The organism is Rhodococcus sp. RD6.2 (assembly GCF_001040705.1).
GTDB lineage: Bacteria > Actinomycetota > Actinomycetes > Mycobacteriales > Mycobacteriaceae > Rhodococcus_G.
Genome location: NZ_CVQP01000007.1, coordinates 188,807 through 202,164 on the forward strand (window position 1 = coordinate 188,807; position 13,358 = coordinate 202,164).

Genomic DNA, 13,358 nt, shown 5'->3' on the forward strand with positions numbered 1-13,358 from the left:
TTGCTGTGCACCTGACCCCGCGCCGGTTGGTGACCGCCGGCATCGCCGCTCTCGTACTCCTGGCCGCGGGCTGCGGCAACGACGAGAGCGGCGACGGTCCGTCGACCGCGACGGCGGCGGCCGGCGACCCGCAGGCGATCGTCTCGCTCAGCCCCACCAGCACCGAGATGCTGTACGCCGTCGGTGCGGGGGATCAGGTCGTCGCCGTCGACGACCGGTCCGACTACCCGGAAGGCGTCCCCGTCACCGACCTCTCGGGGTACACGCCGAACGTCGAGGCGATCCTCGGGTACGAACCGGACCTGGTCGTCGCGAATGCCGACACCGGCGATCTCGTCGCCGGTCTGGAGAACGCGGGCGTCGAAGTGCTGATTCTGCCGGCGGCGAGCACCCTCGACGACACGTACGCGCAGATCGAGCAGATCGGTGCAGCCACCGGACACGTCGGGGACGCCGCCGAAGTCGTCGCGCGGATGAAGACGGACATCGACGCGATCGTCGCGGGTGTGCCCGCGCGCGCGACGCCGCTGCGGTACTACCACGAGCTCGACGACACCCTGTACTCCGTCACCGACGACACCTACATCGGTGAGATCTACGGGATGCTCGGGCTCACCTCCATCGCGACCGGCGGCGACGGGTATCCGCAACTGTCGGCGGAGTTCATCCTGGAACAGGATCCGGACCTGATCTTCCTCGCGGACGGCCAGTGTTGCGGCGTCACCCCCGACGCCGTCGCGAAGCGTGCCGGGTGGTCCGACCTGACAGCGGTCCGCGACGGCAACGTCCACGTCGTCGACGAGGACCTCGCGTCACGGTGGGGACCGCGCGTCGTCGACTTCATGCGCGAGGTTGCAGGAATCGTGAGCGCCGTCCCCGCCGACGGCGGCGCCGTCACTGCCGTCACCGTCCAACCCACCGGGTAACCGTGTCCCGCAGACGCGCACTCGTGCTGGCCGGTTCGGCGCTCGTGCTGCTCGCAGCGATGCTGCTCGGCATCCTCGTCGGACCCGCCGGGCTCACGCCCTCCGGGGTGATCCTCGACGTGATCGACCGGCTGCCGTTCGTCGACGTCGACTCCGGGCTGACCGCCCGGCAACAGTCGATCCTGTGGAACATCCGCATGCCCCGCGTGGTCCTCGGCGCGCTCGTCGGCGCGACCCTCGCCATCGCGGGCGCCGCCTACCAGGGCGTGTTCCGCAACCCGCTCGCCGACCCGTACCTGCTCGGCGTGTCCAGCGGCGCCGGGCTCGGCGCGACCCTCGCCATCGCCGTCGGAGGGGCGGCCGGGTTCGCGGGCGTCCCGATCGCCGCGTTCGCGGGCGGCATGCTCGCCGTCGGCGCCACCTACGCGCTCGGCCGGACCGTCGGCAGCGGACGCACCGAGGTCGTCATCATCCTCGCAGGTGTCGCGGTCGCGGCGTTCGCCAATGCCATCCAGACGTTCTTCATGCAGCGCAATGACGACACCCTCCGCCAGGTGTACTCCTGGCTGCTCGGGCGGCTGTCCACCGACGGCTGGTCCGACGTGCTCACCGTGTTGCCGTACGTCGTGGTGTCCGTCGCCGTCGTCCTGCTGCATGGACGCACCCTCGACGTCATGGCCGTCGGAGACGTCGAGGCCGGGAGCCTCGGTATCAACCCCGACCGGGTGCGGCTCGTCCTGATCGGCGTCGCGACGCTCGGCACCGCCGCCGTCGTCTCGGTGAGTGGCCTCATCGGATTCGTCGGCATCGTCGTGCCCCATGCGGTCCGGCTCCTCGTCGGGCCCGGACATCGGCTGCTGCTGCCGCTGTCGCTGATGGTCGGCGCCGCGTTCCTCGTCCTCGCCGACGTCGTGGCCCGCACCGTGATGTCGCCGGCGGAGCTGCCGATCGGCGTCGTCACCGCCGCCATCGGAGCACCGTTCTTCCTGCTCGTCCTGCGGCGCGGGCGGGTGAGCGCATGATCTCCTGCACCGGCCTGCGCGTCGAACGAGGAACGGTCGCCGTCCTGGCCGGGGTGGACCTGCGCGTCGACGCCGGCGAATGGGTGGCGGTGGTCGGGCCCAACGGTGCGGGCAAGACGACGTTGCTGCACGCCCTCGCCGGGCTGGTTCCCGCCACCGGCGAGGTACTCGTCGACGGCCACGCCCCGGGCCGTGCGTCGCGGCGCGTCATGTCGCGGTCGGTGGCACTGATGCCGCAGCGTCCCGTTGTCCCCGACGGCGTCACCGTGCGCGACCTCATCACCCTCGGACGCACCCCGCATCTGCCCCGGTTCGGCAGCGAGAGCTCCGACGACCGTGCCGTCGTCGACGACCTCGTCGATCGACTCGGCCTGCGAGCGTTGGTGTCCCGGCCTGCCACCGATCTGTCCGGCGGCGAACTGCAGCGGGTGGTACTGGCCCGGTCCCTCGCCCAGCAGCCGAAGGTGCTGCTGCTCGACGAACCCACCAGCGCCCTCGACATCGGACACCAGCAGCAGGTGCTCGACCTCGTCCAGGAGCTGCGAGCTTCGGAGGGGTTGACGGTGGTCGCGGCGATGCACGACCTCACCCTCGCGGGCCAGTACGGGCGACGGATCGTGATGCTCGACGGCGGCGCCGTCGTCGCGGACGGAACCCCGGCGGACGTGCTGACCGTCGAGCGCATCGCCGAGGTCTACGGTGCGCGCGTCGAAGTTCTGGCCCGGCCCGGAGGTCCCGTCGTCCTGCCGGTCGCGGGCGGGGGTGCCCGCTGATGGAAGTCGTGCTCCTCGGCACCGGCGCCGCCGACGGATGGCCCAACCCGTTCTGCACCTGTTCCTCGTGCCGGATCATGCTGGAGCGCGGCGAGATCCGCTCCCAGACCGCCGCCCTCGTCGACGACGTCCTGCTGCTGGACTGCGGACCCGAGGTGCCGCGGGCCGCGATGCACGCCGGTCGGACGCTGTCCGGGGTGCGGCACCTGCTGCTCACGCACGCGCACCCCGACCACGTCGGACCGCTCGCGTTGCTGATGCGGTCGTGGGTGGCGCGCGATCAGCCGCTGGACGTGATCGGCCCGCCGGAAGCGCTGGACCTGTGCCGTGACTGGGTCGGACCCGACGATCCGGTGCGGTGGATCCCCGTTGCACCCGGAGACGCGTTGACGGTCGGCGAGTACGGCATCCGGGTGCTGCCCGCTGCCCACCGTGTGCATAACGACGGCGACTGCGTGCTCTTCGAGGTCGCGGCGCGTGGCCGGAAACTGCTGTGGGCCACGGACACCGGACCTTTCGATGCGGTAGCGCTCGATGCCGTGCGTGACGCCCGGTACGACGCGGTGTTTCTGGAGGAGACCTTCGGTGATCTCGCGGAGCACGAGCCCGACCACCTCGACCTGGTCAGCTTCCCCCGTGCCCTCGCGGCCTTGCGCGGCGTCGGAGCGGTCGTCGACGGCACCGACGTGATCGCCGTTCACCTCGGACACCACAATCCTGTCGACCTGCAGGACCGGTTGGGGCCGTGGGGTGTTCGCATCGTCCCCGACGGGACGGTGGTGACCGTGGGAGACGGTGCCCTCGGGGCGTCGGCGCCGCGCCGGACCCTGGTCCTCGGCGGCGCCCGAGCAGGCAAGTCGACCCACGCGCAGCGACTGCTGTCGGACCGCGACGACGTCACCTATGTCGCGACCGGTGCTCCCGCACGCGGCGACGCAGAGTGGGCCGCCCGCATCGCCGCGCATCGCGCGTCGCGGCCCGGCACCTGGCGCACCGTCGAGACCGACGACCTCGTGGGTGTCCTGCAAGCAGCGACCGGCCCGCTGCTCGTCGACTGCCTCGGCACCTGGCTCACCCGGCGCATCGACACTCACGGCGCCTGGGACGACGAAGAATCATGGGCCGCAGTGCGAGCCGACCTCGACGGACTGGTCGCCGCGCTGCGCAGGGTCCGGGTGCCCGTCGTCGTGGTCAGCAACGAGGTCGGCAGCGGCGTCGTCCCCGCCACCGCCTCCGGCCGTCGCTTCCGCGACGCGCTCGGCAGGCTCAACACCTCCGTCGCGGCGGAGTGTGAGTCCGTGGTCCTCGTCGTCGCCGGCCGCCCCCTGCCCCTGCGCTGACCGCCCGGGGGTTCCCTAATGTCACATTGGGGGTCGCCGAGTGACCTGATGTGACATTAGGGAACCAGGGGGGAGGGTCAGGCGGCGGCGAACGGGTCCTGGGTCCGGCCGACGAGGTCCGCGACCGAGTCGAGGACCAGCGTCGGGCGGTAGGGGTACGCCTCGACGGTCGAGCGGCTGGAGATGCCGGTGAGGACGAGGATGGTCTGCAGGCCCGCTTCGAGTCCGGAGACGACGTCGGTGTCCATCCGGTCGCCGATCATGAGGGTGTGTTCGGAGTGCGATCCGATGGCCCGCAGCGCGGACCGCATCATCAGCGGATTCGGCTTGCCGACGTAGTACGGCTCGCGGCCGGTCGCGCGGGTGATGAGCGCGGCGACCGAGCCGGTCGCGGGCAGTGAGCCGTCACGGGACGGGCCGGTGGCGTCGGGGTTGGTGGCGATGAACCGGGCGCCGCGTTCGACGAGCCGGATCGCGGTGGTGATCGCCTCGAACGAGTACGTGCGGGTCTCGCCGAGCACCACGTAGTCGGGATCGCTGTCGGTGAGGACGTACCCGATGTCGTGCAGGGCCGTCGTGAGACCCGACTCGCCGACGACGTACGCGCTGCCGTCGGGGCGCTGATTGTGCAGGAAGGTGGCGGTGGCCAGCGCGGACGTCCAGATCGACTGCTCGGGGATGTCGAGACCCGTCCGCAGCAGTCGGGCGCGCAGGTCGCGGGGTGTTCGGATTGAATTGTTGGTCAGCACCACGAACGGGGTGCCTGCTTCCTGCAGTTCGGCGAGGAACTTGTCGGCGCCCGGTACGAGGTGTTCCTCGTGCACGAGTACCCCGTCCATGTCCATCAGGTAGGTCCACCCGGGGGTCTGCTCGGTGTTCGCCATGGACCCATTGTGCTCGCTCACGGCGTGACCCGTCGGGCCGTGTATTTCGAATCACCTCGAACGCAAAGGGTGACCGTGCAGGCGGGTTGGGGGACATTTCATCGCGAGAGTTGACCATCGAGAGCGACCGAGAGACCCGGCTCAGCGACGTCGCAGCAACCCCCGCCAGTGGGTGTGGGTGCTACCGCCGGGAGCGATGGTCGGCGCGACGGGACGGCATCGGCCGCCCCGTCCCAACCGCGAAAGGTCGCCCGTGACCGTGTCAGAGATCCGCTCGTGAGCGCGCCGGCTGTCAGTGCCCCGCCGGCTGTCGCCGATGTCGCCGACGAGGCCGACCTGCGTGTCGTCCCCACCCGGCACCCGTGGCGCTGGGTCGTCGCGGCCGCCGCACTCGTCCTCGTCGCGCAGTTCGTGCACGGCCTGGTCGTGAACCCCGGCTGGGACTGGGCGACGTTCGCGCAGTACTTCACCGCGCCGTCGGTGCTGTCCGCGCTGTGGACGACGATCGAGCTCACGCTGTGGGGCACCGTCCTCGGATTCGGCCTCGGTGTCCTGCTCGCCGTGGCTCGACTGTCGAACAATCCGGTGCTGCAGGTGATCTCGTGGACCTACGTCTGGGCGTTCCGGTCGATCCCGCTGATCGTGCAGCTGCTGTTCTGGTTCAACATCGCCTACCTCTATCAGACGCTGACGCTGGGAATTCCGTTTGGGCCGGGGTTCCTCGAGTTCAACGTCACCGGCGTGATCTCCGGGTTCACGGCGGCGGTCGTCGGTCTCGCACTGCACCAGGCTGCGTACTCCGCGGAGATCGTCCGGGCAGGCATCATCTCCGTCGACCACGGGCAGATCGAGGCGGCGAACGCGCTGGGCATCCCTCGCGGCCGACAGTTGGTGAAGATCGTTCTGCCGCAGGCGATGCGCTCGATCCTGCCGAACGCCGCCAACGAGGTCATCAGCCTGTTCAAGGGCACCTCGATCGTCTCGACGATGGCGATCGCGGAACTCTTCTACCAGGTACAGGTGATCTTCGGCCGCAACGGTCGCGTGGTTCCGCTGTTGATGGTCGCGACCGTCTGGTACATCGTGCTGACCACGCTGCTGTCCATCGCGCAGTACTACATCGAACGGCACTATGCCCGCGGATCGGCTCGCGCATTGCCGCTTACGCCCTGGCAGAGGGTGGTCGCGAAGTATCGCGAGATCCGCGACACCAGTCACGGCGCACCGAGGGGAGCGACACGGTGACGGGCCCCGAGGTGCAGGCGGTGCATGCCGTCGACGTGCGCGGGGTGCACAAGTCCTTCGGCGCACTGGAGGTTCTCAAGGGTGTCGACCTGACCGTCCGGCAGGGTGAGGTGACGGTGATCCTCGGCCCCTCCGGTTCAGGGAAGTCGACGCTGCTGCGCACGCTGAACCACCTGGAGAAGGTGGACCGCGGCACCATCCGCATCGACGGTGAACTCGTCGGGTACCGCCGCCGCGGCAGTGTCCTGCGCGAGCTGCGGGACCGGGAGATCCTGCGTCAGCGCTCGAAGATCGGGTTCGTCTTCCAGAACTTCAACCTGTTCCCGCATCTCACGGTTCTCGAGAACGTCACGGAGGCACCGGTGTCCGCGCAGCGCCGCGACCGCACCGAGGTGACGGCCGAGGCCAGGCAACTGCTGGACCGGGTGGGTGTCGCCGACAAGGCGGACCAGTATCCGAAGCAGTTGTCGGGTGGTCAGCAGCAGCGGGTGGCCATCGCCCGTGCGCTGGCGTTGCGCCCCAACGTCATCCTGTTCGACGAGCCCACCTCGGCCCTCGACCCCGAACTCGTCGGCGAGGTGCTCGACGTCATCCGAGACCTCGCGGGCGCGGGCGCGACCCTCGTCATCGTCACTCACGAGATCGGGTTCGCCCGGGAGGTCGCGGACACGGTCGTGTTCATGGACGACGGCGTGATCGTCGAGCAGGGCCCGCCGCGACAGGTGCTCGACCACCCGACCCACGACCGCACTCGCGCCTTCCTGTCGCGCGTGCTCTGAACAGTTCTCAACGAAAGATCCAGGAAGGAAACGATGTCCGCCACCATCCGCCGCACGAGGTTGTTCGCCTCGGCTCTGACCGCCGTCGCCCTGTTGGCGGGTGCCGCGTGCAGTTCGGGCGAGGCCGCCGAACCCGACGCCGCGACCGCAGCCGGATACAACCTGACGGCTGAGCAGAACCGCATCACCACGGACGAGGTACCGGACATCGCCGCGAAGGTGCCGCAGGCGATCCGGGATCGAGGGACGCTGATCGTCACGGGGTCGGCCGGCACGGCGCCGCCGCTGCGTTTCTACGCCGACGACGACAAGACGATCATCGGATCCGAAACGGACATCGCGTATCTCATCGGCGACGTCCTCGGCCTCGACATCGAACTGACCGCTGCCGACTGGGCGCAGAACTTCGTCCGCATCGACTCCGGCGAAGCGGACACGTTCATCTCGAACGTCACCGTCACCGAGGAGCGCAAGGAGAAGTACGACTTCGCCACCTACCGCCTCGACAGCCTGGCCGTCGAGGTCAAGAAGGGCAGCGGCATCACCTTCTCGGGACCGAAGGACATCGCAGGCCTGAAGATCGGAGTCGGTTCCGGAACCAACCAGGAAGCCCTGCTGGTCGAGTGGAACGAGCAGAACGTCGCGGCCGGACTCGAGCCCGCCGAGATCCTGTACTACCAGCAGGCCACCGACTACTATCTGGCGCTCGGCTCCGGCCGGATCGACGCCTACGTCGGCCCGAATCCGTCGTCCTCGTTCCACGCCCTGCAGACCGGTGAAACCGAAGTCGCGGGGACCTTCTCGGGTGCGGGACTCGACCTCCAGGGTGAGATCGCCGTCTTGACGAAGAAGGACAACGGGCTCGTCGGTGCGATCCACGAGGCGCTCAATCACCTCATCGAGAACGGCGCGTACGCACAGGTGCTGGAGCGGTGGGGAATCCAGACCGAAGCGCTCGACGCGTCCGAGATCAACCCGCCCGGCCTGCCGAAGAAGCAGTAGCGACATGGTGCAGGTGAACGGACCGGTCGACGTCGTGGTCGTCGGAGGTGGTGTGATCGGGTCGGCCGCGGCGTGGCGGTTGGCGGCGCGCGGGCGGTCGGTGGTGCTGCTGGAGCAGTTCGGACCGGGCCACCGGCGCGGCGCCTCGCACGGCACGTCCCGGATATATCGGCAGGCGTACGAGGATGATTTCCACACCACCCTCGCCGGTCGCGCGTTGCCGCTGTGGCGTGCGGCCGAGAAGCTCGCCGGTACCCGGGTACTGACGTTGACCGGTGCGGTGGACCACGGGCACCCCGTCTGCACCCTGGCCCGCGCGAAGACCCTCGCCACGCTGGGGATCGCACACGAGGTCCTCGACCCGGCGGAGGCGGAGAAGCGCTGGCCCGGAATGCGATTCGACACCTCGGTGCTCTTCCATCCGGCGGCGGGTCGTCTGCACGCGGACCGGTCGGTGCAGGTGTTGAAGGACGCGGCGCAGCGCGCGGGCGCCGAGGTGCGGCATCGGGCCGCGGTACGCGAGATCCACGGCGCGGCAACCGGGGTCGAAGTGGTCACCGACACCGGCGTGGTCCGGGCCCGCCATGCGGTGCTCGCCGCGGGTGCCTGGACGAGGAGTCTGCTCGCCAGTACGAGCATCGCGCCGACTCCCGTGCTGCCGCCACTGCGGACCACCCAGGAGCAGCCTGCTCACTTCGTCCCGGTGATCGATGCGGAGTGGCCGAGTTTCGTCCATCACCCCGGAGCGGAGCTGGCCGGCGAGGGAATCTACGGACTCGGCTCGGAATCCGGCATCAAGATCGGTGAGCACGGCACCGGCCCGGTGGTGCATCCGGACACGCGTGACTTCCGGGCCGACCCGGACGGTGTGCAGCGCCTCGCCGACTACGCCTCGGTGTGGTTGCCCGGAGTGGACGCGTCCACCGCTGTGGCCGACACCTGCCTGTACACCAGCACTCCGGACAGTCGCTTCGTGGTGGACCGACTCGGCGACGTCACGGTCGCTGCCGGATTCTCCGGACACGGCTTCAAGTTCGCGCCCGCGGTGGGTGACCTGGTCGCCGGGCTCGCCGCAGGGGACGTCAGGTCCCCGGAGCCGTTCCGGTTCGGACCGCGGGCGGCGGTGGTCGCATGAGGGCCGGTTCTCGTCGACTCGAGGTGCGCACGGTGACGCAGGACGATCCGCTCGCCGAGCCCCTTCTCGAGGAACTGGCGTACGAGTACAGCACCCGGTACGAGCGTCCCTTCGAGGAACAGTTCGAGGCGCTGACCACCCACCCGGGCGAGGAGTTCGCACCGCCGGATGGGGCGCTGCTGATTCTCGTCGAGGACGGGGAGCCGGTGGCGGGAGGCGCATTCCGTCGCTACGACGAGACGACGGCGGAACTGAAACGCATCTGGACGTCGGCGGGCCATCGGCGCCGCGGACTCGGCCGAATCGTTCTCGCGGAACTCGAGGTGGAGGCGATGATGCGCGGCTACACCCGCATCTACCTGACCACGGGATGGCGTCAGCCCGAGGCCGTTGCGCTGTACCTGGCGGCCGACTACACCGCGCTGTTCGATCCGACGCGGCCGTCGGAGGAGATCGGTCCGCATCCGTTCGAGAAGCACCTGATCCGAAAGGCACACTCCGCGTGAAATTCCTGCTCCTCAGCTTGATCACCCATCAACCCGACCCCGTGTCGGGGGAGTGGCTCGACCCCGCGGCCCGACTCAAGGAGGTCGTCGACACCGCCGTCCTCGCGGAGCAGTTGGGCTTCGAGGGTTTCGCCGTCGGGGAGCGCCACGAGCGGCCGTTCCTCGCATCGGCGCCGCCGGTGGTCCTCGGCAACATCGCCGCCCGGACCTCCACTCTCGAACTGTGGACCGGAGTGACGACGCTCAGTCTGCTCGACCCGGTCCGCGCCTTCGAGGACTACTCCACCCTGGACAATCTGTCGGGCGGACGGCTCCAGCTCATGATCGGGAAGGGCAACGGCACTGCCCAGGCCGACTTGTTTCACGTGACACCAGACGACCAGTGGGAACGCAATCGTGAAGGGTACGAACTACTCCGGGCGTTGTGGGAGAACGAGAGCGTCACCTGGGATGCGAAGTTCCGGCCTCCGCTGACCGACGCGGTCACGGTGCCGCGGCCGTTGCAGCCGCGCCTGACGATCTGGCACGGCAGCGCGACCAGCCGCGACTCCGTGGATCTCGCCGCGAAGTACGGCGACCCGGTGTTCTCGGCGAACGTCACCAACCCCATCGAGCCGTACGCCGACCTGATCGACCACTACCGGCAGCGCTGGATCGCCTACGGGCACGACCCGGCGGACGCCCGTGTCGGCGCAGGCACCGCGGGACTGTACGTGGCCCGCACGTCGCAGGAGGCCGTCGAACGCTACCGACCGCTGTTCGAGCAGCGGCTGCAGTTCGCGCGGGAAACCGGGCTGCCGGTGGTATTCGAGTCGATCGAGGACTTCGTCGACCGCAGTTCCGCACTGATCGGCAGTCCGCAGCAGGTCGTCGACAAGGTGTTGCGCTACCACGACCGCCTCGGGCACGAGGTCATGCACCTGACCGCCGATCGCGGCGGGCTGACGACCGCGGAGCAACGCGCGAGCCTCGAACTGTTCCAGGCCGAGGTGGCCCCCGCACTGAGAGCGACCGTCCCGAACCTGAGGAGATCATTCGCATGACCCGACGTCACCCACTCCATCTCGGTGTCGCGCTCGACGGCGCGGGCTGGCATCCCGCGGCCTGGCGCGAGCCGAATTCGCGGCCCCACGAACTGTTCTCTGGTTCCTACTGGACCGACCTCGCCGCCACCGCACAGCGCGGACTGCTCGACTTCCTCACCATCGAGGACAGCCTGTCGGTGCCGGCCAACCCGTACGTCGCCGAGGACCCGGACGCAGTCGATCAGGTGCGGGCGCGACTGGACGCGCATCTCGTTGCCGCACGCATCGCCCCCACGACGCGGCACCTCGGCCTGATACCGACGATCACCACCACCCACACCGAGCCGTTCCACGTGTCGAAGGCCCTGGCAACACTGGACTACACGTCGCGTGGTCGCGCGGGATGGCAGGTGAAGGTGTCGTCGTCGGCGCAGGAGGCCGCGCATTTCGGGCGCCGTGACGTTCCCGGTCTCGACAAACGCGACCGGGAGGCGTTGGCGAACGGGGAACTTCCCGGGTTCGTGGCCGACCTGTTCGACGAGGCCGCCGATGTCGCCGACGTGGTGCGCCGGCTCTGGGACAGCTGGGAGGACGACGCGGAGATCCGCGACGTTCCGACCAGACGATTCATCGACCGCGACAAGTTGCATCACATCGACTTCGAGGGGCGGTTCTTCAGCGTGCGCGGACCGTCGATCACGCCGCGACCGCCGCAAGGGCAGCCCGTTGTCACCGCGCTCGCCCACCGGGACGTCGCCTACGAACTGGCCGCGTGTGCAGCCGATCTGGTGTTCACGACACCGACCGAGACCAACGGCCCGCAGGTGCTGGCCGATGTCGTAGCGGCCGCGGCGAACGTGGGCCGCCGCGGCGAGCCGCTCCGCGTGTACGCGGACGTGCTCGTCTTCCTCGACACCGAACGGGAGTCCGGTTCGGCCCGGTTGCGCCGACTCGACGATGTCGCGGGCAACGAACTCGTGACCGACGCGACGGTGTTCGCAGGCAGCGCAGCCGATCTCGCGGACCTGCTCGAGTCCTGGCACGGCTTCGACGGGTTCCGGATTCGTCCTGGCGTCGCGGTGGACGACCTCGAAGCCGTGACCTCGACGCTGATTCCGGAACTGCAGCGGCGCGGACTGTTCCGCACCGAGTACCCCGACACGTCGCTGCGCGGACTGCTCGCACTGCCGACCGCCGTACCCAACCGCTACGGCGCCCCCGCAGCCTGAACTCAGGAGAGACCCATGAGCACAGCCAAGAAGCAGGTCATCCTCGGCGCATATCTGGGCGGCGTCAACCACCACACCGCCTGGTGGCATCCAGATGCCGGCAGTCAGATCGACTTCGACTCCTTCGAACACACCGCCGTGACCGCCGAGCGCGGAAAGTTCGACTTCTTCTTCCTCGCCGAAGGTCTCGCGTTGCGCGAACGCGCCGGTGAGGTCTTCGACCAGGACGTCGTCGGGCGTCCCGACACCTTGACGGTCCTCGCGTCGCTCGCCGCGGTCACCGAGCACCTGGGCCTCGCGGGCACCATCAACGCCACCTTCAACGAGCCCTACGAGCTGGCACGGCAGTTCGCCACCCTGGACCGGTTGTCCGGTGGCCGCGCCGCATGGAACGTCGTCACCTCCTTCGACGCGTTCACCGGCCAGAACTTCCGGCGCGGCGGATTCCTGTCGCACTCGCAGCGGTACGTCCGCGCGGACGAGGCGGTCGAAGCAGTGCGGAAGCTGTGGGATTCGTGGCGGGACGACGACATCGTGGCCGACCCGGTGACCGGCCGGTTCCTGAGTCGGCCCGACGCAGGCGCCTTCGAATTCCACGGCAGTCAGTTCGACATCGGCGGGCGCTTCACGGTGCCCCGCAGCCCACAGGGCCGGCCGGTACTCCTGCAGGCGGGAGTGTCGCCGCAGGGGCGTGATTTCGCCGCAGCCAACGCCGACGCGATCTTCTCGCCGTACGGAAGCCTGCCCGAGGCGTCGGAGTACTACCGGGACGTCAAGGCGCGCGCGGTCGCCGCGGGTCGGAGTCCCGACGACCTCAAGATCCTGCCGTCGGCGAGTTTCGTGATCGGTGACAGCGAAGCCGACGCCCGAGAGAAGTACCTCGACATCCGTGACCAACAGGTCACCGGGCAGACGGCACTGATCCTGCTCGAACAGCTGTGGAACAGGGACCTGTCGGCGTACGACCCGGACGGGCCGATCCCGGACATCGACCCCGATCCGGAGGCGCCGCCGATCATCCAGGGTCGCGCGTTCATCCACCAGGACCGGTTCGACACCGTCGCGAAGCTGCGTGCGGTGTCGGAGGCGAAGAAGCTGACGCTGCGGGAGACCGTCGCAGACCAGTTCGAACGCGGACCGATCGTCGGCACCGCGGCACAGATCGCCGAACAGATCGACGCGTTCGTCCAGAGCAACGGCTCGGACGGGTTCATCATCGGATCACACCTCGTGCCAACGGGTCTCGACGAGTTCGTCGACCAGGTCGTGCCACTGCTCCAGGACCGAGGGGCCCTGCGCACCGAATACAGTGGCTCGACGCTCCGCGACAATCTGGGCTTGCCGATTCCGGCGAACCCCGTCCCCGTCGGTTAGGTCGACCGCCTCGACGAAAGCCCAGTCGCACCGTTGGTGCGACTGGGCTTTCGTCGGCGTTGCGCGGCTTCATGTCCGGGTCGAACGGCGCCCTGTCGTGTCGGTGAGAAGAGTTGCG

The 13,358-nt window shown here is 69.2% G+C and carries 13 protein-coding genes and 1 riboswitch; of the genes, 12 read left to right on the forward strand and 1 reads right to left on the reverse strand.

Going from position 1 to position 13,358, the window contains the following annotated elements; translation table 11 throughout:
* Positions 1-5 precede the first annotated feature (5 nt).
* Genes RHCRD62_RS14565 through RHCRD62_RS14580 form a run of 4 tightly spaced genes read left to right on the forward strand, consistent with a single transcriptional unit; the run spans position 6 to position 4,061 of the window.
* Positions 6-926: an ABC transporter substrate-binding protein gene (locus tag RHCRD62_RS14565; RefSeq protein WP_050065447.1), complete on the forward strand. Its 921-nt coding sequence runs from the start codon at positions 6-8 to the stop codon at positions 924-926.
* Positions 927-985: 59 nt separating this feature from the next.
* Complete coding sequence (locus tag RHCRD62_RS14570; RefSeq protein ID WP_253277347.1) at positions 986-1,948, forward strand: FecCD family ABC transporter permease; 963 nt, start codon at positions 986-988, stop codon at positions 1,946-1,948.
* The gene (locus tag RHCRD62_RS14575; protein WP_050065449.1) at positions 1,945-2,721 is read left to right on the forward strand and encodes an ABC transporter ATP-binding protein; all 777 of its coding nucleotides are present in this window, start codon (positions 1,945-1,947) and stop codon (positions 2,719-2,721) included. Before RHCRD62_RS14570 ends, RHCRD62_RS14575 begins: the two co-directional genes overlap by 4 nt.
* Positions 2,721-4,061, forward strand: a complete 1,341-nt coding sequence (locus RHCRD62_RS14580; protein WP_050065450.1) for a bifunctional adenosylcobinamide kinase/adenosylcobinamide-phosphate guanylyltransferase — start codon at positions 2,721-2,723, stop codon at positions 4,059-4,061. The genes RHCRD62_RS14575 and RHCRD62_RS14580 overlap by 1 nt, the downstream gene beginning before the upstream one ends.
* 77 nt (positions 4,062-4,138) lie before the next feature.
* Here the strand turns inward: RHCRD62_RS14580 and RHCRD62_RS14585 are convergent, their stop codons facing one another.
* On the reverse strand, positions 4,139-4,945 hold the full coding sequence (locus tag RHCRD62_RS14585; RefSeq protein WP_050065451.1) for an HAD-IIA family hydrolase: 807 nt from the start codon (positions 4,943-4,945) through the stop codon (positions 4,139-4,141).
* A 111-nt stretch (positions 4,946-5,056) separates the two neighbouring features.
* A riboswitch (SAM riboswitch) is annotated at positions 5,057-5,148 on the forward strand.
* 133 nt (positions 5,149-5,281) lie between these two features.
* Between RHCRD62_RS14585 and RHCRD62_RS14590 the strand changes: the two genes are divergently transcribed.
* Genes RHCRD62_RS14590 through RHCRD62_RS14625 form a run of 8 tightly spaced genes read left to right on the forward strand, consistent with a single transcriptional unit; the run spans position 5,282 to position 13,240 of the window.
* Positions 5,282-6,190 (forward strand): amino acid ABC transporter permease, encoded by a 909-nt coding sequence (locus RHCRD62_RS14590; RefSeq protein WP_253277348.1) that lies wholly within the window; start codon positions 5,282-5,284, stop codon positions 6,188-6,190.
* Positions 6,187-6,969 (forward strand): amino acid ABC transporter ATP-binding protein, encoded by a 783-nt coding sequence (locus RHCRD62_RS14595; protein WP_050065453.1) that lies wholly within the window; start codon positions 6,187-6,189, stop codon positions 6,967-6,969. The genes RHCRD62_RS14590 and RHCRD62_RS14595 overlap by 4 nt, the downstream gene beginning before the upstream one ends.
* Before the next feature lie 33 nt (positions 6,970-7,002).
* The gene (locus RHCRD62_RS14600) at positions 7,003-7,971 is read left to right on the forward strand and encodes an ABC transporter substrate-binding protein (RefSeq protein ID WP_050065454.1); all 969 of its coding nucleotides are present in this window, start codon (positions 7,003-7,005) and stop codon (positions 7,969-7,971) included.
* 4 nt (positions 7,972-7,975) lie between these two features.
* The gene (locus tag RHCRD62_RS14605; protein ID WP_050065455.1) at positions 7,976-9,106 is read left to right on the forward strand and encodes an FAD-dependent oxidoreductase; all 1,131 of its coding nucleotides are present in this window, start codon (positions 7,976-7,978) and stop codon (positions 9,104-9,106) included.
* Positions 9,103-9,612 (forward strand): GNAT family N-acetyltransferase, encoded by a 510-nt coding sequence (locus RHCRD62_RS14610; protein ID WP_050065456.1) that lies wholly within the window; start codon positions 9,103-9,105, stop codon positions 9,610-9,612. Before RHCRD62_RS14605 ends, RHCRD62_RS14610 begins: the two co-directional genes overlap by 4 nt.
* A complete protein-coding gene (locus tag RHCRD62_RS14615; RefSeq protein WP_050065457.1) occupies positions 9,609-10,655 on the forward strand; it encodes an LLM class flavin-dependent oxidoreductase in 1,047 nt (348 codons plus the stop codon). The genes RHCRD62_RS14610 and RHCRD62_RS14615 overlap by 4 nt, the downstream gene beginning before the upstream one ends.
* Positions 10,652-11,866: an LLM class flavin-dependent oxidoreductase gene (locus tag RHCRD62_RS14620; protein WP_050065458.1), complete on the forward strand. Its 1,215-nt coding sequence runs from the start codon at positions 10,652-10,654 to the stop codon at positions 11,864-11,866. Before RHCRD62_RS14615 ends, RHCRD62_RS14620 begins: the two co-directional genes overlap by 4 nt.
* 15 nt (positions 11,867-11,881) lie before the next feature.
* Complete coding sequence (locus RHCRD62_RS14625) at positions 11,882-13,240, forward strand: NtaA/DmoA family FMN-dependent monooxygenase (RefSeq protein WP_050065459.1); 1,359 nt, start codon at positions 11,882-11,884, stop codon at positions 13,238-13,240.
* The last annotated feature ends 118 nt before the right edge of the window (positions 13,241-13,358 follow it).

Excerpts from the sequence above, each read along its gene's own strand:
- RHCRD62_RS14570 (WP_253277347.1), top strand. The coding sequence starts at position 986 with ATGCTGCTCGGCATCCTCGTCGGACCCGCCGGGCTCACGCCCTCCGGG.
- RHCRD62_RS14575 (WP_050065449.1), top strand. The coding sequence starts at position 1,945 with ATGATCTCCTGCACCGGCCTGCGCGTCGAACGAGGAACGGTCGCCGTC.
- RHCRD62_RS14585 (WP_050065451.1), bottom strand. The coding sequence starts at position 4,945 with ATGGCGAACACCGAGCAGACCCCCGGGTGGACCTACCTGATGGACATG.
- RHCRD62_RS14620 (WP_050065458.1), top strand. The coding sequence starts at position 10,652 with ATGACCCGACGTCACCCACTCCATCTCGGTGTCGCGCTCGACGGCGCG.
- RHCRD62_RS14610 (WP_050065456.1), top strand. The coding sequence starts at position 9,103 with ATGAGGGCCGGTTCTCGTCGACTCGAGGTGCGCACGGTGACGCAGGAC.
- RHCRD62_RS14580 (WP_050065450.1), top strand. The coding sequence starts at position 2,721 with ATGGAAGTCGTGCTCCTCGGCACCGGCGCCGCCGACGGATGGCCCAAC.
- RHCRD62_RS14625 (WP_050065459.1), top strand. The coding sequence starts at position 11,882 with ATGAGCACAGCCAAGAAGCAGGTCATCCTCGGCGCATATCTGGGCGGC.
- RHCRD62_RS14605 (WP_050065455.1), top strand. The coding sequence starts at position 7,976 with ATGGTGCAGGTGAACGGACCGGTCGACGTCGTGGTCGTCGGAGGTGGT.
- RHCRD62_RS14600 (WP_050065454.1), top strand. The coding sequence starts at position 7,003 with ATGTCCGCCACCATCCGCCGCACGAGGTTGTTCGCCTCGGCTCTGACC.